Source organism: Rhizobium sp. WYCCWR10014, assembly GCF_001657485.1.
GTDB lineage: Bacteria > Pseudomonadota > Alphaproteobacteria > Rhizobiales > Rhizobiaceae > Rhizobium.
Window position 1 is genome coordinate 399,605 of sequence record NZ_LXFU01000051.1, and the last position, 18,704, is coordinate 418,308.

The window sequence follows — 18,704 nt, forward strand, 5'->3', positions numbered from 1 at the left end:
ACCTTCGACATCGCCGTCACTCGCGGTTTGCCGTCTGCGGCGCGGGGATGCGCGTCTTCGCATCCGACCGACCTGTCTCCGGAGCGGCGTCGGCAACGCCGTCACCCGCTTCCCTGCTGCTGCCCATGTTCACGGGCGGGGCGCGCTGTTCGTCGACGGAGGTCTCTGGAAGCTCGTCGTCCTGTGTGTCCTCGTTCAGCGACTTAGGAGGAAGCTTGGCGGAACTGGGGATTGAGTTCGTTGTCATGTTGGTTCTCCTTCTGGAGAAGGAACTCGCAGGCGCCGACGCAGTTCCACCTGCCGCCGTCGTGATCCTGCCATCCTTTTTCGCGATCAACACCCGCCACGCCGAGGCGTGATTCTGCATGAAATGAGGAGTTTGATATGCTGAAGACCACATTGATCGCGACGACAACGTTACTGGCCCTTACCCAGTTCGCCAGCGCTTCCAGCGACAGCGCATGGAACGCACTGTTTGCGAAGGCGAACGGGACCTGCATCGGTCAGTCGCGAATGGTGTCACCGGAAGCGACCGCGCCGGTGGTCTTTGACGATGCGACTGGCAAGGTAGCAATTCTTCTCCGCGAGAAGAGCTCGAAGTCGAAGAAGCTCGTGAACCTCATCTGCCTGTACGACAAGAAGTCGGGCAAGGCGTCCATTGCCGAGTATCAGTGGCTCGGACAGTAGGGACCGGCGGCCAGGGCGTCAAAGCGGCGGTCGAACTCAGGTGGTCTGTCGAGCATAGCGGGGGCCCGGCTCACCTACCGTGCTGTTCTGTTTAACGATTCCGGGGACTATCATGGGCGGCAATATTCGCGCATGCGTTTTCACGTTCGATCGGCAAACGAGGCCGAGTAACGATTATGGATCCGAAGAAAATCAAAGACGTTCGATTTCAATCACGCGAATGACGATCTCCTCCTGACGGAACCGCGCCTCCAGTTTCTTTCGGTAGGACGACCACCAGGCGCGGTCGAGATCGGGGGTCATTACCTCGGCGACAACGATGCGGTCCTGCTCGATTTCGCCGTCGTCGCGCCACAGTCCTTCGGCGGGTGAGTTGACGTGAAGAGTGACGCCGCCGAACTTCGCCGTGAGTTCGTCGCGGACAAGGTCGACGTTCGTCCGGCTCCCACGAGGGTGTGAAACTGGAAGGAGGATTTCGACGAGATACGGCATCCTGGTTAACCGGCGTCGCGACGGGAAGTTCCTCGGTGCCAGCGCCGTCGGCGATCCATCCTGAAAGTGTGGATCGAGCGCCGCCATCGTCGCACAGGCGGTAGAATGAGGGTGGACGACACTAACTCGGATGCTGTCTGATCAGATTGATCAAGGCGTCAGGCGGTCCAACCTCAATGCCTTGGTGCCCTGGTTTTCTCTCGCCGCAGCGTCCAGCTTTTTCAGTAAGTCGCCGAAAACATCTTCGCAGTCGGTGGGCAATGAGAACTCTGGCAGCCCACGCAAACGTGGTCCCAAGCGCTTCAAGGTATCGCGCTGGATAATTCCTGCTGTGGTTGTCCCATACGTTTCAGACATGATGGCACAACGAAGGCGCCAGCCTTAGGTTCCGCAATATTTGTATTACTATTTGATGACTCGCGGGGCAGAGGCCGTCTCCAGGCAAAGCGTTCACCGCCAGTCCCGGTAATTCCCAGATATTCCCGGTTAATGCCATGTGATCTTGCGGGTTACGCGAAGAGCCAGCCGAAACGACTTATGGCGCGTGTATTGCGTTTACCCCCGTTCGCCTGTTCTCCGGGAAAACCACCATCATATGAGAAATTTGTGCATCCGATTGTGGGAATGTTTCCTTGCTTTAGGATGCCAGAAAGCGATATATCCGACGATACGGGAAATATAAGAGACTCGCGATGTTGCCGCCGACTATCAACGAGACCATCGCCGAGAGCAGCTACAGGCGCATTCGAGCCGACATCATTTTTGGCCGGCTGCCTCCCGGACAAAAGCTGAAATTGGAAAGCCTGAAGGAGACCTACGAGACCAGCATCAGCACACTTCGAGAAGTGCTGAACCGGCTCTCCTCCGAGGGGCTGGTCCTCGCCGAGGGGCAAAAAGGGTTCGAAGTGTCGCCAGTGTCGGTTTCAGACCTCAAGGAGACGGCGGCGCTGAGGCTTCTCTTGGAAACACATGCGCTGGAGCAGTCGTTCGTGCATGGCGACGTGGAGTGGGAGGCTCCGCTGGTATCGGCGCATTACAAATTGGCGCGGATGGAACAGGTGATGGCATCCGGTGATACCAGCAGGGCCGAGGACTGGAAGCGCTACGACTGGGAGTTCCACCAAGCCCTGATATCCGCCTGCGGGTCGAAACTGCTGATGGAGACGCATTCGGTAATCTTCGACAGATATCTCAGATATCAGATGGTTGCCTTGTCCTATCGAGGCGATGTCGCAGCCAATGAACATCAGCAGCTTTTGGATGCGGCCTTGCGACGGGACGCGGAGACGGCCAAGCGGGTGCTTGTCCTGCATATTCAAGGCGGGGTCGAACACGCACTGGCAAGAGGAACGCTGAGATAGAAATGGTCCGGACGTTTCTCTTCGAGCTTTAGGTCCGTCACGTAAATCACATTTCGGCGAAACCAGGAAAAGCCATGCTCAAGCAAGTCCACGACCCAGCTGAAACAGTAAGCGATGTTGTCTTTCGGCAGATCCGCGAGGATATCATATCGGGGACATTGCCGCCGGGGGCCAAGATCAAGCTGGAGCAGGCAAAGGAGCGCTACTCCATCGGCATTTCATCGCTGCGTGAAATCCTGAGCCGCCTGACCACGGAAAACCTCGTCGTCGCCGAGGGGCAGCGCGGTTTTGAAGTCAGCCCCGCTTCGCGCCGCGAACTCCTCGAGCTCGCCGACCTCAGGATCGTTCTGGAAACACATGCGATCGGCCTTGCCTTCGCTGCGGGAAATCTTGAATGGGAGGGGCGCATCGTCGCCGCCCATCACCGGCTGGCTGCCGCTGAACGCAAGCTCCTTGCCGGCGACGTCTCGCGGACAGTCGACTGGGTCCGATACGACTGGGAGTTCCATCAGGCGATCGTCTCGGCCTGCAATTCGGCGACGCTGATGGCGACATTGTCGTCCGTCTTCGACCGCTTTCTCCGCTACCATATGCTGGCCGAAAGTTTTCGCGGAAAGCCGGTCGTCGATGACCATAAGCTTTTGTTTGAGCTGTCCATTCAGCGCGACGTCGCCGGCGCGACCGACGTCGTCAGACGGCACGTTCAAAGCGGCGTGGACCATGTGCTGAAGAGCGGCCGGATTACCTAAAGCAGGATCTCAAAAGGCGTCTTTCGGAATTCCTTCCGGACGCATCTGTTTCTTCAGGGCGGCGATCCGGAAAATTGCGTTCGGCGCGCCGTAGCCGCGGTAGCCGCGGCGCTCGACGATCTCGAAAAAGAAGCCCTCTCCATAGGTTCCGCTATAGAGCTGGAAATACTCGCCATGCTCGTCGCGGTCATAGAGGATGTTTTCCGCCTTCAGCCGCTCGGTCAATGCAGGATCGAGGCCGAAGCGTGCTTCGACGTCGTCGTAGTAGTTCGGCGAAATGTGCAGCGACCGGAAACCGCAAACACGAAGGCTTTCGGCGGTCGCAAAGATGTCGTCGGTCAAAAACGCCAGGTGCTGGATACCGGCCCCGAATTTCTCGGCGATGAAATGTCCCGCCAGCGTCCGGCGATTCTCGGCGCCGTTCATGGTAATGCGCAGCGCCCCGGTGTCGTTCTCGACGACTTGACTGCGCACCACCCCTGACGGATCGATGATATCGACCATCGGGGTCTTCCGCGTCTCGAAAATGGACGTGTAGAACAGAAGCCAGGTGAGCATTTCATCGTAGCCGACCGTCTGGGCGACGTGATCAACGCGCAAGAGGCCTGCCGACGGCGCGTCGCTGTCATCGGTGACCGGCTGAAAGTCGATTTCCGAGAAGCGACCCAATGCGCTCTTGTCGTCGATGAGATAGATGATCCCGCCTCCCACGCCCCGAATGGCAGGCAGCTCTAGCTCACCGTCTACGACAGGCTGGGTGAATGGCTCGGCATCCAGGGCGAGCGCGCGCTCATAGGCCTTGGCGGCATCGTCGACGACCAGGGCCATGGCATAGGCGAAGGTACCGTGAACGGCGTAGGCCGCATTGGCGAATCCTGCCTGATCGACATTGACGAGGATCCGTATCTCGCCCTGCTCGAAAAGAGAGACCTTCTTCGTGCGGTGGATTGCCGTCTTCTTGAATCCGAGGGTGCGCAGCAATGCGACCAGCTCGACTTCATCCTGTTCGTCCGTGGCAAACTCGACGAAGCCGACGCCTTTGACGGAAGGCCTTTCCGGCATCGCCGCCCCGGTCATGCTGCCGATGCCGAGATGGCGGCGTACCTGATCACCGAGATAGATCAGGGAGCGGTGGCCATCGGCCGCAATGGCACGCGACAAACCACCTCGAAACTGATCGTTGAAGATCTCCAGGGAGAAATAGCCATCATAACCTGTCGCCGCGACGGCTTCGGTGAACGCCGTGACGGGAAGGTCGCCTTCACCCGGCATGTTTCGGAAGTGGCGGCTCCAATAGAGCAGATCCATGTCGATCAGCGGGGCATCGGCAAGCTGGACGATGAAGATCTTCTCTTTGGGAATCGAGCGGATCGAATTGACGTCGATCTTGCGCGACAAGGTGTGGAAGCTGTCGAGGATAAGACCGATATTCGGATGATCGGCGCGACGGACGATCTCCCAGGCGTCGCGGTGGTCGCTGATATGGCGGCCCCAGGCAAGTGCCTCGTAGCCCACCCTAAGTCCACGCCGGGCGGCACGCTCGCCAAGTTCATGAAAGTCCGCCGCGGCCCGGTCGATGCCGCCGACGGCTGCCGGCGAGACGTTGGAGCAGACGAGCACCAGATCCGTTCCGAGCTGCTGCATCACGTCGAACTTCCGCTCCGCGCGGTCAAACGTGCGGCTTCGCAACGGCTCCGGCATGCCCTCGAAGTCACGAAATGGCTGAAACAGGGTTATCTCCAGGCCATGGTCGCGGACGAGTTTTCCGACATCGGCCGGGCTTCCGTCGAAGGCGAGGAAGTCATTTTCGAAGATCTCGACGCCGTCGAAGCCCGCCTGGGCGATCGCCTCGAGCTTCTCCGGCAGTTCGCCGCTGATCGTTACAGTCGCAATCGAGGTCCTCATGTCAAAGCCCTTCCGATATCCGTGCGAGATTAAACGAGCGCCGAGTACGACGATGTGTCCCGGAAAGCCGCTCGCTACTATTATGGCAAATGTCGTGAGGAATTCAAATAGCGTGTCTTATTATAAATTCTCATATGATTTTGAAAAACTCTGTTGATTTGAGCGCGGGTCTCTGGCAATCATTCTCCTCACAGTCAAAAGGTGAGGTGGCTGTCCGGTCGAGTGACCGCCAAAGGAGGAGGAATCACATGTTCAAATCTATGCTGACGCGCCGAAACGCGATGCTCGGAGCCGCGGCCCTGGTGGCTGCCGTCACCCTGGCGCAACCGGCCGCCGCCATCACGCCTGATGAGATCAAGGCTCGCGGCAAGATCATCGTCGGAATTCAGGGTGACAACCCGCCCTGGGGCTTTGTGACCAGCGGCGGCAAACAGGACGGCCTCGACGCCGACATCGCAACGCTGTTTGCCAAGGAACTGGGTGTTTCGGTCGAGTTCGTGCCGCTTGAAGTCAACAACCGCATTCCCGCACTGACGGCCGGCCGAGTTGACGTTCTCTTCGCGACGATGGCAATGCTGCCGGATCGCGCAAAGGCCGTGCAGTTCAGCAAGCCCTATGTTGCCAATGCCATCGTTCTGATTGGTCCGAAGTCGGCTGAGATCAAGAAGAATGAGGACATGGCCAAGTTCACGGTCGGCGTCGCCAAGGGTGCTGCCCAGGACACGCAGGTCACCAAGAACGCACCGCCGAGCACGACCATCCGGCGCTATGATGGCGACGCCGCGAGCGTCCAGGCGCTGGTGTCCGGCCAAGTCGAGACGCTTGGCGGCAACATCTTCTACATGGACCGGGTGGAGAAGGCCCGACCGGGCGAATTCGAAAACAAGCTTGAGTTCCAGAAGCTCTACAACGGTGCTTGCACGCGTCTCGGCGAAAAGGAAATCAATGCGGCGCTCAACACCTTCATCGACAAGATCAAGGCCAACGGCGAACTCAAGGCAGTCTACGACAAGTGGATGAAGGTTCCGGTCCCGGAATTCCCGGAAACGCTGGAAGGCATTCCGTTCGCGGCGAACTGAGCGAACGGCAAAGCCGGACGAGGCCCGGTCTTACGGTTGATATAGGGCCGGCCTACCGCTCTTCCGTCATGCTCGGGCTCGTCCCGAGCATCCACAGCGGCGGATCCCCGGCAGAACGCCGAGGATGATGTCCTCATAGAGGCAAACCTCACGAGCCGAGGCCGGGCATGCGATGCCCGGCAACGCAACCGCCATGCTTAAGGCTCTGCCCGCATCCAGGAGCGCGATCATGAACAAACCAATCTTTGTGCTCAACGGGCCGAACCTCAATCTTCTCGGTCAGCGCGAGCCGGCGATCTATGGAACCACGACGCTGGCCGACATCAGGAAACGGTGCGTGACCAAGGCAAAGGCGCTCGGATTCGACGTCGAGTTTCGCCAGACCAATTTCGAGGGCGAACTGGTCGAGAGCGTGCACCAGGCCCGGACCGACGCCTGCGGCATCATCATCAATCCCGCCGGCTATACCTTCACATCGATCGCTCTTCTCGATGCATTGAAAATGTTCGACCCGCCGAAGATCGAGCTGCATATTTCGAATGTTCATGCGCGCGAAAGCATCTACCACAATTCGCTGATCTCGCGCGTTGCCACGGCCATCATGATCGGCTTTGGAGCGGATGGCTACGAACTGGCTGTCCAGGCGATGGCTGGAATGGTCAAGCGCGACTGAATTTTCCGGAAGTCGGACCAGAAGGATCGCCATGAACTATAAGTTGGATTTCACCCCGGTCATAGATGGCCTGCCGAGCCTACTGCTCGGCTGCCTGGGGACATTCTTGCTTGCCATTTGTGGAATGCTGCTGGCGATCGTGATCGGAATTGGCGGTGTTGCCTTGCGCGACTCTGCGCTGAAGCCGGCGCGATGGCTGGTCATCGCCTTCGTCGAATTGATCCGCAACACGCCGTTTCTGGTGCAGATCTTCTTCATCTATTTTGCGCTTCCACTGACGGGCATCAGGCTGGATCCGACACCGACGGCGATTATCGCGCTCGGCATCAACGGTGGCGCCTACGCAATCGAGATCATTCGCGGTGGCGTCCAGTCGATCCCGAAGGGACAGATGGAAGCGGGTCTGGCGCTTGGTCTGCACAAGGCTCAGGTCTTCCGGCTGATCATCCTCAAGCCGGCATTACGGGCGATCTATCCGTCCTTGACCAGCCAGTTCGTCCTGCTGACGCTGACGACCAGCATTGCATCGGCGATTTCGGCCTACGAGCTGACGTCCGTTTCGCAGCGCATCGAGTCGGAGAGCTTCCGCAGCTTCGAGGTCTACTTCACCGTCACGGTTTTCTATTTCGTGATCTCCTGGCTGATGATGCGCATCTTCGCGCTGTTTTCGGCGCGCTACTTCAAATATCCGGTCAAGTAGGAGGAATTCCATGGGTCACGAAGAATTCGTCTTCCTCCTGATCGGCCTGAAATGGACCGTGCTCCTGTCCGCCGTCGGTTTTGTCTGCGGCGGCATAGCGGGGCTCGGCGTCGCCCTTGCCCGTGCCTCGGGCATACCGCTGCTGGAACGCGTCACGGCCGGTTATATCGCCGTCTTCCAGGGAACCCCGCTGCTGATGCAGCTGTTCGTCGTCTATTACGGCCTGGCGCTGGTGGGGCTGATGCTCGATTCCTGGGTGGCCGTCGCCATCGGACTGACGCTGCATGCCAGCGCCTATCTCGGCGAGATCTGGCGCGGATCGATCGAAGCGGTTCCGCGCGGCCAGACGGAAGCGGCAAAGGCTCTCAGCCTCAGATACGTCTCGCGCATGAAGGATGTCATCCTGCCGCAGGCGCTGCGCATTTCGCTGCCCGCCACGATCGGTTTCCTCGTGCAACTGATCAAGGGCACCTCGCTTGCATCGATCGTCGGCTTCACCGAGCTGACGCGGGCCGGCAACATCATCTCCAACCAGATTTTCCAACCGCTGACGGTCTTCGGCATCGTCGGCATTCTCTATTTCCTGATGTGCTGCCCACTGACGATTCTTGGCGCCCGCCTCGAACGAAAGTTCGCCGCCTCTGCGCGCTGATCCGTCCCTCGTCCTCGACGCGGTCCAGCCCGCCAATATGGAGTTCTACCGATGACCAGTCCCAGTCCCGCTCAAGGCGAAGAAACCATGATCACCATGGAGCGGGTGGAGAAGTGGTATGGCGCTTTTCAAGCCCTGCGCGACATCAACATATCGGTTCGCAGCGGCGAGAGGATCGTCTTGTGCGGACCCTCCGGCAGCGGCAAGTCGACGCTTATTCGCTGCATCAACCATCTCGAGACCTATGAAAAAGGTGAAATCCGCGTCGGCGGGATTCTTCTCGGCAATCAGGCCAAGACCATCGATGCGATCCGTCGCGAGGTCGGCATGGTCTTCCAGCAGTTCAATCTGTTTCCGCATCTGACCGTGCTGCAGAACTGCATGCTGGCGCCGATGAAGGCAGCCGGCGTCGGCAAGGCGGAGGCCGAGGAACGGGCACGCGGGCTGCTCGAGCGGGTCAAGATCCTGGAGCAGGCCGACAAATATCCGGTGCAGCTTTCGGGCGGCCAGCAGCAGCGCGTGGCGATCGCCCGCGCGCTTTGCATGCGGCCGAAAGTCATGCTGTTCGATGAGCCGACGTCGGCGCTCGATCCGGAGATGGTCAAGGAGGTGCTGGATACGATGATCGCGCTGGCCGATGAGGGCATGACGATGATCTGCGTCACGCATGAGATGGGCTTTGCCCGCCAGGTCGCCGATCGCGTGATCTTCATGGCCAGCGGCGCGATCGTCGAGGAAGCCCCGCCCGCCGAATTCTTCACGAACCCACAGCATGAGCGAACCAGGAAATTCCTCGGAGAAATCCTGCGGAAGTAAGGGGCTCAAGTCGATGCGTCTGGCAAATATACCTCTAGCAGATTCCAGGAGCCGGCAATGAAGCCGCTAGGGATTGCGGTCATGGGAGCCGGCCTCATCGGCAGGCGCCACGTCGAGCGTGTCATGTCCGAGCCCGGAACGGTTCTCTCGGCGGTGGTCGATCCTTCCGCCGCCGGTCGCGACTTTGCCGAGACCGTCGGTGCCCGATGGTACCGGAGCTTTTCGGACATTCGGGTCGAGGACAGGCCTGACGGCGTCATCGTGGCAACACCGAACCAGCTTCACGTCGAGAACGGAATGGAGATCGTCGCCGCCGGCATCCCTGTCCTGATCGAGAAACCGATCGCCGACGACGTCGATGCCGCCGCCGCGCTGGTCGCCGCCGGCGAGAAGGCGGGCATACCGCTGCTGGTCGGCCACCACAGGCGCCACAACCCGATGATCCAGGCGGTCAAGCAGATCGTCGACGGCGGAAGGCTTGGCCGGATCGTCACGGTGCACGGCACGTTCTGGGTCGCCAAGCCCGACGACTATTTCGATATCCCCTGGCGGCGCGAAGCGGGCGCCGGCCCGGTCTTCGTCAACCTGATCCATGATGTCGATCTCTTCCGATATTTCTTCGGCGAGGTCGAGTCCGTCCATGCGATGGAATCGCATGCCGTGCGGAACCATGCCGTCGAGGATACGGCCGTCGTCACACTGCGTTTCGCAAGCGGGGTGCTTGCCACCCTCAACGGCAGCGATGCCGTGGCCGCGCCCTGGAGCTGGGAGACGACCACCGGTGAGAATCCCGCTTTTCCCCGCTACGATCAGTTCTGCTACCAGATCGGCGGCACCAAGGGTTCGCTCGGAATTCCCGATCCGACGCATTGGACGAGCCCCTCGAGGCCCGACTGGCTGGAGCCGCTTGCCGAGGAGCGGGTGCCCTACGCAGCGGCCGATCCCCTTTCCGTTCAGCTCGGACATTTTTGCGACGTCATTCGTGGTGATGCCACGCCTCTGGTGAGTGGGCGGGAGGGCCTCGCCACGCTCAGGGTCGTCGAAGCAATCAAGAGATCGGCGCGCTGGGGACAGATGATCCACCTCGCTGACGCCCGCGCCATTTCCGACCCCCAGAAAGTCTGACCACATGATCACCGGGACGACCAAACTCATCGCGCATCTCGGCTATCCGACGGAGTCCTTCAAGGCGCCGCTGATCTACAATCCGTACTTCGAGAAGAACGGAATTGATGCCGTCGTCGTGCCGATGGGCTGCAGGCCGGAGGACTATCCGGCTTTTCTGAAACTTCTGTTCCGGCTATCCAATATCCACGGTGCCCTGATCACCATGCCGCACAAGATTTCTACGATGGCGCTTCTCGACGAAACGTCGACCAACGCGAAAGTCGCAGGTTCGTGCAATGCGGTCCGTCTCGGTTCCGACGGCGCGCTGATCGGTGACATGTTCGATGGCGAGGGCTTCGTTCGCGGCGTCTTGCGCAAGGGTAAGAAGGTCGAGGGAGCCCATGCGCTCATAGCCGGTGCCGGCGGCGTCGGCTCGGCGATCGCGGCGTCCTTGGCACAGGCGGGTGTCGCCCATCTCGCCATCTTCGACGCCAACGAGGCGACCGCCGCCGCGCTGCTGGACAGGCTGAAGAAATATTATCCGCACCTTGAAGTGACGGTCGGCTCCACCGATCCTGATGGTTTCGACATCGTCGTCAACGCGACACCTCTCGGAATGCGACGGGGCGACCCGCTGCCGATCGATATCGATCGCATTTCTCCGTCGACCTTCGTCGGCGAAGTCGTGATGACGAAGGAGATAACCCCTTTTCTCGAAGCCGTGCGGGCGCGCGGCTGTGCATTTCAGGTTGGGACGGACATGTTGTTCGAACAGATCCCCGCCTATCTCGAATTCTTCGAATTCCCGACGACGACGGCCGACAATCTGCGGGCGATCGCCAAACTCGGATGATGCCGAATTTAGAGCAAGATGCCGTAAGGTGTGAGCGGTTTTGGGACGACCTTGGTCTCGTCAAACTCGCTTCAGCCAAAATCTGGACGCGCTTTTCCGATGTGATCAGCTACGGCTGGCGGCGATCAGGGCATGCGATGCATCGCGGAGCAATCCGGTTGCCTCGCCGTGTTCAAAGAGCTGCATGCTGACAAAGGCACCGTTGATCAGAACCGCGAGTTGACCGGCGAGGCGATCGGGCGCGGCAACCGCCAGAGCCTCGGCGATAGTCTTGAGACGACGCCGCATCTCGCGCATGTGGGCTTCGGCGACCTTCCGGGCGGGGTGATCTACCTCAGGGAACTCGGCCGCGGTGTTGATCTGCGGGCAGCCCCGGTAATTTCCCCGCCCGACCCGTTCGCCGATCCACTCAAAGTGTGCATCGAGCTCGGCCTCGGCATCGTCCGGATGCTGTTCCGTCACGCGATCCCATGTGCTCCAGAAGTCCAGGTCTTCGCGCTTGAGGAAGGCGGCGACGAGGTCGTCCTTCGTGCCGAAATGGCGGTAGAGGCTGGTTTTGGCGACGCCGGATTTTTCGACCACAAGATCGACACCGACAGCGCGCACGCCGCGCCGGTAAAAGAGTTCTGATGCCGTCTCGAGAATTCTGTCCCGCACCTCCTTGGTGGCGGGTGCAGGGGCGTTTGCGGAGGTTTTTGTCATTCGCATATCTCCATTTCCGCCACAGTAGCAGAAAATCCATTGACACGCTACAGACCTGTATGTTTTAGATACAGACAGGTCTGTAGCGCGGGAGAGAACAATGACCATCTACGAAGCTGATATCATGAAGACGCCCCAATCTGTCGCGGTCTTGGGAGCGAACGGCCATACCGGTCGTTTTGTCGTAGCCGAACTTTTGCGGCGCGGTCTCAAGCCCATCGCGATTGGACGGAACGCCGAGCGGCTGGCGGCTGCGGGCTTTATGGAGCGTGGCATTGAATGCCGCGAAGCAGCGGTCGAGAATGACGAGGAACTCGACAGGGCGCTAGCCGGCGCGGCGGCAATCATCAACTGCGCCGGCCCGTTCATGGACACCGCCGACGCAGTGGTGCGTGCAGCGTTGCGAGTGGGGATCCATTATCTCGACGTGACGGCCGAGCAACCGAGTGTGCAGGCCACGTTCGAGAGGCACGAGGTTACGGCCCGGGAAGCGGGCGTAGCCGTCATCCCGGCCATGGGTTTCTATGGCGGATTGGCGGACCTGCTCGTGGCAGCCGTCATGGCCGAGTGGGAGCACGCCGACGACATCGAAATTCGAATTGCGCTCGACAGCTGGCTCCCGACGAGAGGCACACGCGTTACCGGAGAAAGAAACACTGTGCGGCGCCTGGCCGTCAGCGGTGGGCAGCTGGAGCCGGTGCATCAACCGCCTGCCGAAAGGATTTCGACTTTACCGGCCCCGTTCGGCCAGCAGACTTTCGTCGAGATTCCCTTTTCGGAAGTGCCGCTGATCGCGCGGCACGTCCGGACGAAGGAACTGCACACCTTCTTGAGCACAGTCGCTCTGCGGGATGTCCGCGATCCGTCGACGCCTCCGCCGCAGGCGGTCGACGAATTCGGGCGTTCGGCGCAGCGCTTCGCCGTAGAGGTGATTGTCACGCAAGAAGGCGTGCGCCGTCGGATCATCGCGCAGGGACAAGACATCTACGCCGTTTCGGCCCCGATTATCTGCGAAGCGGTTCAGCGCATCCTGTCAGGCGACATCCGCGATATCGGCGCAAAACCGCCGGCAGAGATTTTCAATGCCGCCAGCTTCCTGCAGGCGCTCGGCCCGGATCTGTCGGTCGAGATATCGGAAACTTAGTTCGGACCGCCGGACTTTCAGAAAGTCCCTCACGATGGCTTGGGAGACTTTCGGATCTAAAACGATCCCGCTCTAGAGCGAGGCCGTGATGCCGCCGTCGACGGTCAACATATGGCCGTTGACGAAGGATGAGGCATCCGAGGCCAGGAAGACGGCGGCGCCGACGAGCTCCTTGACCTCGCCCCAGCGGCCGGCCGGCGTGCGGTTTTCCAGCCAGCCGGAAAACTTGGGATCGTCGACCAGCGCCTGGTTGAGCGGCGTGCGGAAATAGCCGGGCGCGATCGCATTGACCTGCAGGCCGTATTTCGCCCAGTCGGTCGCCATGCCGCGCGTCAGGTTCTTCACCGCGCCCTTGGTCGCGGTATAGGGCGCGATGCCGGGACGGGCGAGTTCGGCCTGGACGGAGGCGATGTTGATGATCTTGCCGCGGCCGCGCGATATCATCGCCTGGGCGACCGGCTGGCTGACATAAAACAGGCTGGAGACATTGGTCTTGAAGATCTCGTCCCATTTGTCGACCGGGAAGTTCTCCAGCGGTGCGCGGAACTGCATGCCGGCATTGTTGACGAGGATGTCGATTGGGCCGATTTCCGCCTCGATATAGGCGATGGCGGTGCGGCTGGCTTCCGCGTCGGTGACGTCGAAGGCGGCACTGACGGCATGGCGATGGCTGCGACGGATATCCTCGGCGGCGGCCTCCGCCTTCTGGGCGTTGCGGCCGTTGATGATGATCGAGGCGCCATGCTCGGCAAGCCCGACCGCCATTGCGCGGCCGATGCCCTGGCTGGAGCCGGTGACGAGGGCGCGGCGGCCGGAGAGATCGAAAAGGGGGAAGGTCACGAGGCTGCTCCTGATTTCATTGCACTCTGCATAGCCGGTTTCCGGCATCAGATGCAAAGGCGCTGAATCAAGTCGTTCCAAGCCTCTTGATATTCCCCGTCAGCTCCTTCGCCAGTCGAAGGCTGGCGGCGGTTGCCATCGTCATTTGCGGCAGCAGCAGCCATTCGAGCGTCCAGGCAGCACCCGAGCGTTCCTGTTCGTGGACGAGGGACTGGTGGATGCCCGATAGAAGAGTGGCGTTGAAGCGGGCGAGCGCGACGAGGACCTCGGCGGAAACGGGGTTTTGCTTGTGCGCCATCGCCGACGAGGTGCCGCCGCCCGAGATTTCGATTTCATCGCTGGCCTGGGCAAGCAGCGCGATATCCTGGCCCATCTTGCCGAGACTGCCCGATATCGATGCAAACAGCCCGGCGATATCGGCGATCGGCAGACGCCCGCTCTGCCATTGCGGTGCATCGGTGAGGCCGAGTTCCTGGGCGAGCGAGGCCCGGATGGCCGCGGCCTGCGATCCGAGCTTGTCCAGCGTGCCGGCCGCACCCCCGAACTGGACGGGAAAACCCTGCTCGGTCAGGCGGTCGCGATAGGTTGTCAGCGGCTCCCGCCACGCACGGAGGCGGTCGGAGACGGTAATCGGAATGGCCGCCTGCATGCGGGTATGACCCATCAGCTGGTTGCGGCCGAACTGGCCGTCCAGCGCATCGAGCCCTGCGGCAATAGTGGAAAGCCGGCCGGCAAGCAGGAAGACGACGGCCTTCAGGCGGATCATCAGGCTGGTATCGATGGCATCCTGGCTGGTGGCGCCGAGATGCAGGCTTTTTGCCGCTTCCTCGCCGACATCCGTGCGTAGCTGCTTGATGAGATCGGGAACGACGACGCCGTCCCTCGCCGTTGCCGATCGAAGACTGGAGACATCGGGCGAGAAGGCGGCGCAGGTGTCGGTGATGCGCCTTGCCGCTTCGGCGGGAATGAGGCCATGAGCGGCTTCAGCCTTGGCGAGTGCGGCCTCGAAGGAGAGCATGGCCCGGATATCCGTCTCGGCAGAGAAATAGGGCGCGATTTCGTCGTCGCCGAGCAGGCCGGAAAGGAAAGGATGGTCGAAGGGCGATGCGGTCATGATCGTCTCGGTTCGTGGTTGTGGCCCCTTATCCGGCCGCCGCCATCTTCTCCCGGCGGGGGAGAAGGGACTCAAGGCGGCGTCCGCGCTTTATGGGCAGGTGATCAGGCGCTGGGCACGTCCCCTCTCCCTCGGGGAGCGGGGAGGGTAAGGGGACGCTACCCGCACATCACCGCCCCAGCAAGCCGATCGCGACGCCCGTCCTCAGATATCGAGAAACACCGTTTCCTTTGGACCCTGCAGATGGATGTCGAAATGACAGGATGCGCCGTCGCGAGTGGCGATCATAGTCGCGACGCGCTCGCGATGTTCGATGCGCGAAAGCAGCGGGTCGGCGGCGTTGGCTTCCGTCTCTTCCGGAAAATACATGCGCGTGTGCAGGCCGATATTGATGCCGCGGGCGACGATCCAGAAGGTGATGTGCGGGGCTTGTCTGCGGCCGTCCTTGAAGGGGACGCGGCCGGGCTTGACGGTCTCGAAACTGTAGACGCCGTCCTCGGCGCGGGTCGGGCAGCGGCCCCAGCCGGTGAAATTGGGATCGGCAGTACCGCGCATTTCCGACGGGCTGTTGTAGAGGCCGGCGCTGTCGGCCTGCCAGATCTCGATGACCGCGTCGCGCACCAATGCGCCGGCGCCGTCGAAGATACGGCCGGTGACGGTGATGCGTTCGCCGAGCGTCTTGTCGTTGACCATCCCGATGCCGAGATCGGTGTCGTAGACGCCCGAGATGTCGCAGAAATTCGGCGTCAGGCCGATATGCACATAGGGGCCTGCCGTCTGCGACGGGGTTTCCTTGAGGTAGCCGAGCTGCTGCATGGTCAGTTACCCTCCGGTTTGTTTTCGAACATCGTCGAGCGGCGGCCGCGCAGCACGATATCGAATTTATAGGCACGTGAATCCATCGGGATGGTGTTGCCCCAGTCGAGCGGCGCGATCAGCTGCTCGATCGCCGCCTTATCGGGTATCGTGCCGACGATCGGACATTTCCAGATCATCGGATCGCCTTCGAAATACATCTGGGTGATCAGGCGCTGGGCAAAGCCATGGCCGAAGATCGAGAAATGGATATGGGCGGGACGCCAGTCGTTGATGCCGTTCGGCCAGGGATAGGCGCCGGGGCGGACGGTGCGGAAATGATAGTGGCCGTCCTCGTCGGTGATGGCGCGGCCGCAGCCGCCGAAATTCGGGTCGATCGCCGCCAGATAGGTTTCCTTCTTGTGGCGATAGCGGCCACCGGCATTGGCTTGCCAGAACTCGACCAAGGCGCCGGCAACCGGCCTGGCGCGTTCGTCGAGCACCCGGCCATGGACGATGATGCGTTCGCCGATGGCGCTTTCGCCGGGCTGCGCGTAGTTCAGGATGAGGTCGTTGTCGAGTTCGCCGATCATCGAATGGCCGAAGACCGGGCCGGTGGTTTCGGAAATCGTGCCGTCGAGCGACAGCAGCGCGCGCTGCGGCGCACGCAGCACGGAGGTCTTGTAGCCGGGGGTCAGCGCCGGCGCATGCCAGGCGCGGTCGCGGGCGAAGAAGCCGCCGGTCTCGGGCTTGCGGTTCGGTCGTTCGGACATGTTCCTCCCTCAGGCCGCCTTTTCGGCGTCCATCTGTTCAAAAGCCTGCTTTGCGATCTTGATCGCGTGATTGGCGGCGGGAACGCCGGCATAGATCGCCACATGCAGCAGGGCCTCGCAGATATCCTCGCGGGTCGCCCCCGTATTGGCGGTGGCGCGCACATGCATGGCGACCTCGTCGTCCTGGCCAAGCGCGGCAAGCAGAGCGATGGTGATGATCGAGCGCTCTCGCTTCGTCAGTGCCGGGCGCGACCAGACATGGCCCCAGGCGGCTTCGGTGATCAACTCCTGAAAGGGGCGGTCGAACTCCGTCGATTTGGCGGCGGCGCGGTCGACATGGGCGTCGCCGAGCACGGCGCGGCGGGTCGCCATGCCTTGGCGATAGCGCTCGGAAGGGGACGCGGTCTCATTCATGGGCTGACTTCTCCAGGCGGAATGGATGTGAGGAAGGCGCGGATGATCGCCGTCAGCGCCTCGGGCTGCTCGACGCAGGGAATGTGCGCGCAATTGGGGATCACTTCGTAACGGGCGCCTGATATCAGCTTCGCGGTTGAGAGCACGAGATCGGGCGGCGTCGAGCCATCCTGGTCGCCGACGATGCAGATTGTCGGGACGGTGATCGTTTTTGCGACCTCGGTGAAATCGGCATCGCGGATCGCGGCGCAGGCGGCGACATAGCCCTCGACGGGCTGGCGCGTCAGCATGTTGCAATAGCCGGCATAGGCAGTGCTCTCGGGCCGGCGGAAGGCGGGCGTGAACCAACGCTCCATGACTGCGTCGACGATGCTGGCGATGCCGTTTTGCTCGACGGCGGCGATGCGGGCGTTCCAGCTCTCGGCCGTGCCGATCTTGTGGGCGGTGTCGCAGAGGATCAGCGCGCGAACCAGATCCGGCCGGCGATGATAGAGCGACTGGGCGATGAGGCCGCCGACGGAGAGGCCGCAGATGACGGCCTCCTTGACTGACAGCAGATCGAGAAGGCCGGCGAGATCCGTCGCATGGTCCTCGATCGATGAGGGGAGCTGGCCGACATCGGAAAGGCCGTGGCCGCGCTTGTCATAAAGCACGATGGCGAATTCACCGGCAAGCCGCACCACGACGTCGCGCCAGATGCGGAAATCCGTGCCCAGCGAGTTGGCGAAGACGATCACCGGCCTGTCGGCAGGGGCACCAATGATCTGATAGTGGATCGTCACGTCGTTTATGCGGGCGAATTGCACGTCACTCTCCTCCTGAATGGTGAAATTGACTGGTTGATCCGGTTAAGTAAAATGATATTTATTGGCGTTTCGATAACCCTGGAGTTATGCGAGCGATGATCGACAGCCGGGTCAAGTTCCGCCATCTGCAAACCTTTGTCGAGGTGGCGCGGCAGAAGAGCGTCATGAAGGCCGCCGAATTGCTGCATGTCAGCCAGCCGGCGGTCACCAAGACGATCCGTGAACTGGAACAGGTCCTGGGTGTCGATGTCTTCGAGCGCGATGGCCGCGGCATCAAGATCACCCGCTATGGCGAGGTTTTCCTGCGGCACGCGGGTGCGGCGCTGACGGCGTTGCGCCAGGGTCTCGATTCCGTCTCGCAGGAGCAGTTCGCCGATGCGCCGCCGATCCGGATCGGCGCGCTGCCGACGGTGTCATCGCGCATCATGCCGCGGGCGATGGAACTCTTCCTCAAGGAAAAGACCTGGAGCCGGGTGAAGATCGTCACCGGCGAGAACGCGGTGCTCCTCGAGCAGCTTCGCGTCGGTGATCTCGACCTTGTCGTCGGACGTCTGGCCGGCGCCGAGATGATGGCCGGCTTTTCCTTCGAACATCTTTATTCCGAGCAGGTGGTGTTTGCCGTGCGCGCCGGCCATCCGCTGCTCGACAGCCGGCAATCGCTGTTTGCGGGCTTTGGCAACTATACGGTGCTGATGCCGACGCGCGGTTCGATCATCCGGCCGGTGGTGGAAAATTTCCTCATCGCCAACGGCGTCTCCAGCCTGCCGAACCAGATCGAGACGGTGTCGGATTCCTTCGGCCGCGCATTCCTCAGGGCAAGTGACGCGATCTGGATCATTTCCAACGGCGTCGTGGCCGGCGATGTCGCCGACGGGCGGCTGGCGCTTCTGCCGGTCGATACCGGCGAGACCAAGGGGCCTGTCGGGTTGACGATGCGCGCCGATGCCGTGCCGTCTCTGCCGCAATCGATCCTTATGCAGACGATCCGCGAGGCGGCAGGCGAGGCGGCCCTTTAAATTCGCTTGATGAATGCCTAGATTTG

The 18,704-nt window shown here is 61.2% G+C and carries 22 protein-coding genes; 12 read left to right on the forward strand and 10 right to left on the reverse strand.

What is annotated here, in order from left to right:
• Positions 1 to 16: 16 nt before the first annotated feature.
• Positions 17 to 247, reverse strand: a complete 231-nt coding sequence (locus A6U98_RS31845) for a hypothetical protein (protein WP_064655201.1) — start codon at positions 245 to 247, stop codon at positions 17 to 19.
• Positions 248 to 384: 137 nt separating this feature from the next.
• Here A6U98_RS31845 and A6U98_RS31850 point away from each other — a divergent pair, with 137 nt between their 5' ends.
• A complete protein-coding gene (locus A6U98_RS31850) occupies positions 385 to 687 on the forward strand; it encodes a hypothetical protein (protein ID WP_064655203.1) in 303 nt (100 codons plus the stop codon).
• A 192-nt stretch (positions 688 to 879) separates the two neighbouring features.
• Here the strand turns inward: A6U98_RS31850 and A6U98_RS31855 are convergent, their stop codons facing one another.
• On the reverse strand, positions 880 to 1,179 hold the full coding sequence (locus tag A6U98_RS31855) for a hypothetical protein (protein ID WP_064655204.1): 300 nt from the start codon (positions 1,177 to 1,179) through the stop codon (positions 880 to 882).
• 692 nt (positions 1,180 to 1,871) lie between these two features.
• Between A6U98_RS31855 and A6U98_RS31860 the strand changes: the two genes are divergently transcribed.
• Both A6U98_RS31860 and A6U98_RS31865 read left to right on the forward strand, forming a co-directional pair.
• Positions 1,872 to 2,540, forward strand: a complete 669-nt coding sequence (locus tag A6U98_RS31860; protein ID WP_064655205.1) for a GntR family transcriptional regulator — start codon at positions 1,872 to 1,874, stop codon at positions 2,538 to 2,540.
• Positions 2,541 to 2,614: 74 nt separating this feature from the next.
• Positions 2,615 to 3,289, forward strand: coding sequence for a GntR family transcriptional regulator (locus A6U98_RS31865; protein WP_064655206.1), 675 nt, complete (start codon positions 2,615 to 2,617; stop codon positions 3,287 to 3,289).
• 9 nt (positions 3,290 to 3,298) lie between these two features.
• On the opposite strand, the gene A6U98_RS31870 is transcribed toward A6U98_RS31865, so the two are convergent.
• Entirely contained in the window at positions 3,299 to 5,194 is a 1,896-nt protein-coding gene (locus tag A6U98_RS31870) for a sugar phosphate isomerase/epimerase and 4-hydroxyphenylpyruvate domain-containing protein (protein ID WP_064655207.1), read from the reverse strand.
• A gap of 248 nt (positions 5,195 to 5,442) precedes the next feature.
• Here A6U98_RS31870 and A6U98_RS31875 point away from each other — a divergent pair, with 248 nt between their 5' ends.
• The 7 genes from A6U98_RS31875 (at position 5,443) to A6U98_RS31905 (ending at position 11,074) form a co-directional block, all read left to right on the forward strand.
• A complete protein-coding gene (locus tag A6U98_RS31875; RefSeq protein ID WP_064655208.1) occupies positions 5,443 to 6,273 on the forward strand; it encodes a transporter substrate-binding domain-containing protein in 831 nt (276 codons plus the stop codon).
• Between the two features lie 229 nt (positions 6,274 to 6,502).
• A complete protein-coding gene (locus A6U98_RS31880) occupies positions 6,503 to 6,946 on the forward strand; it encodes a type II 3-dehydroquinate dehydratase (protein ID WP_064655356.1) in 444 nt (147 codons plus the stop codon).
• 31 nt (positions 6,947 to 6,977) lie between these two features.
• Positions 6,978 to 7,646 (forward strand): amino acid ABC transporter permease, encoded by a 669-nt coding sequence (locus A6U98_RS31885; RefSeq protein ID WP_003548451.1) that lies wholly within the window; start codon positions 6,978 to 6,980, stop codon positions 7,644 to 7,646.
• Positions 7,647 to 7,656: 10 nt separating this feature from the next.
• A complete protein-coding gene (locus A6U98_RS31890; protein WP_028743840.1) occupies positions 7,657 to 8,298 on the forward strand; it encodes an amino acid ABC transporter permease in 642 nt (213 codons plus the stop codon).
• Between the two features lie 51 nt (positions 8,299 to 8,349).
• A complete protein-coding gene (locus A6U98_RS31895; RefSeq protein WP_064655209.1) occupies positions 8,350 to 9,114 on the forward strand; it encodes an amino acid ABC transporter ATP-binding protein in 765 nt (254 codons plus the stop codon).
• Positions 9,115 to 9,171: 57 nt separating this feature from the next.
• The gene (locus tag A6U98_RS31900) at positions 9,172 to 10,239 is read left to right on the forward strand and encodes a Gfo/Idh/MocA family oxidoreductase (protein ID WP_064655210.1); all 1,068 of its coding nucleotides are present in this window, start codon (positions 9,172 to 9,174) and stop codon (positions 10,237 to 10,239) included.
• Between the two features lie 4 nt (positions 10,240 to 10,243).
• Positions 10,244 to 11,074 (forward strand): shikimate dehydrogenase, encoded by an 831-nt coding sequence (locus tag A6U98_RS31905; RefSeq protein WP_064655211.1) that lies wholly within the window; start codon positions 10,244 to 10,246, stop codon positions 11,072 to 11,074.
• Positions 11,075 to 11,179: 105 nt separating this feature from the next.
• Here the strand turns inward: A6U98_RS31905 and A6U98_RS31910 are convergent, their stop codons facing one another.
• Complete coding sequence (locus tag A6U98_RS31910; RefSeq protein ID WP_064655212.1) at positions 11,180 to 11,776, reverse strand: TetR/AcrR family transcriptional regulator; 597 nt, start codon at positions 11,774 to 11,776, stop codon at positions 11,180 to 11,182.
• A 100-nt stretch (positions 11,777 to 11,876) separates the two neighbouring features.
• Here A6U98_RS31910 and A6U98_RS31915 point away from each other — a divergent pair, with 100 nt between their 5' ends.
• On the forward strand, positions 11,877 to 12,920 hold the full coding sequence (locus A6U98_RS31915) for a saccharopine dehydrogenase NADP-binding domain-containing protein (RefSeq protein WP_064655213.1): 1,044 nt from the start codon (positions 11,877 to 11,879) through the stop codon (positions 12,918 to 12,920).
• A 72-nt stretch (positions 12,921 to 12,992) separates the two neighbouring features.
• Here A6U98_RS31915 and A6U98_RS31920 read toward each other — a convergent pair whose 3' ends face one another.
• The 6 genes from A6U98_RS31920 to pcaD form a co-directional block, all read right to left on the reverse strand.
• A complete protein-coding gene (locus A6U98_RS31920) occupies positions 12,993 to 13,760 on the reverse strand; it encodes an SDR family oxidoreductase (protein ID WP_027687731.1) in 768 nt (255 codons plus the stop codon).
• 67 nt (positions 13,761 to 13,827) lie between these two features.
• Complete coding sequence (locus tag A6U98_RS31925) at positions 13,828 to 14,874, reverse strand: 3-carboxy-cis,cis-muconate cycloisomerase (RefSeq protein WP_064655214.1); 1,047 nt, start codon at positions 14,872 to 14,874, stop codon at positions 13,828 to 13,830.
• 204 nt (positions 14,875 to 15,078) lie between these two features.
• Positions 15,079 to 15,690 carry a protocatechuate 3,4-dioxygenase subunit alpha gene (gene pcaG, locus A6U98_RS31930; protein WP_064655215.1) on the reverse strand — a complete coding sequence of 204 codons (612 nt, stop codon included), beginning with the start codon at positions 15,688 to 15,690 and terminating at the stop codon, positions 15,079 to 15,081.
• A 2-nt stretch (positions 15,691 to 15,692) separates the two neighbouring features.
• Positions 15,693 to 16,442: a protocatechuate 3,4-dioxygenase subunit beta gene (gene pcaH / locus A6U98_RS31935; RefSeq protein WP_064655216.1), complete on the reverse strand. Its 750-nt coding sequence runs from the start codon at positions 16,440 to 16,442 to the stop codon at positions 15,693 to 15,695.
• A 9-nt stretch (positions 16,443 to 16,451) separates the two neighbouring features.
• Positions 16,452 to 16,856, reverse strand: a complete 405-nt coding sequence (gene pcaC, locus A6U98_RS31940; RefSeq protein WP_064655217.1) for a 4-carboxymuconolactone decarboxylase — start codon at positions 16,854 to 16,856, stop codon at positions 16,452 to 16,454.
• Positions 16,853 to 17,662: a 3-oxoadipate enol-lactonase gene (gene pcaD, locus A6U98_RS31945; protein WP_064655218.1), complete on the reverse strand. Its 810-nt coding sequence runs from the start codon at positions 17,660 to 17,662 to the stop codon at positions 16,853 to 16,855. Before pcaD ends, pcaC begins: the two co-directional genes overlap by 4 nt.
• 95 nt (positions 17,663 to 17,757) lie before the next feature.
• Here pcaD and pcaQ point away from each other — a divergent pair, with 95 nt between their 5' ends.
• A complete protein-coding gene (gene pcaQ, locus A6U98_RS31950; RefSeq protein ID WP_064655219.1) occupies positions 17,758 to 18,678 on the forward strand; it encodes a pca operon transcription factor PcaQ in 921 nt (306 codons plus the stop codon).
• Positions 18,679 to 18,704 lie beyond the last annotated feature (26 nt).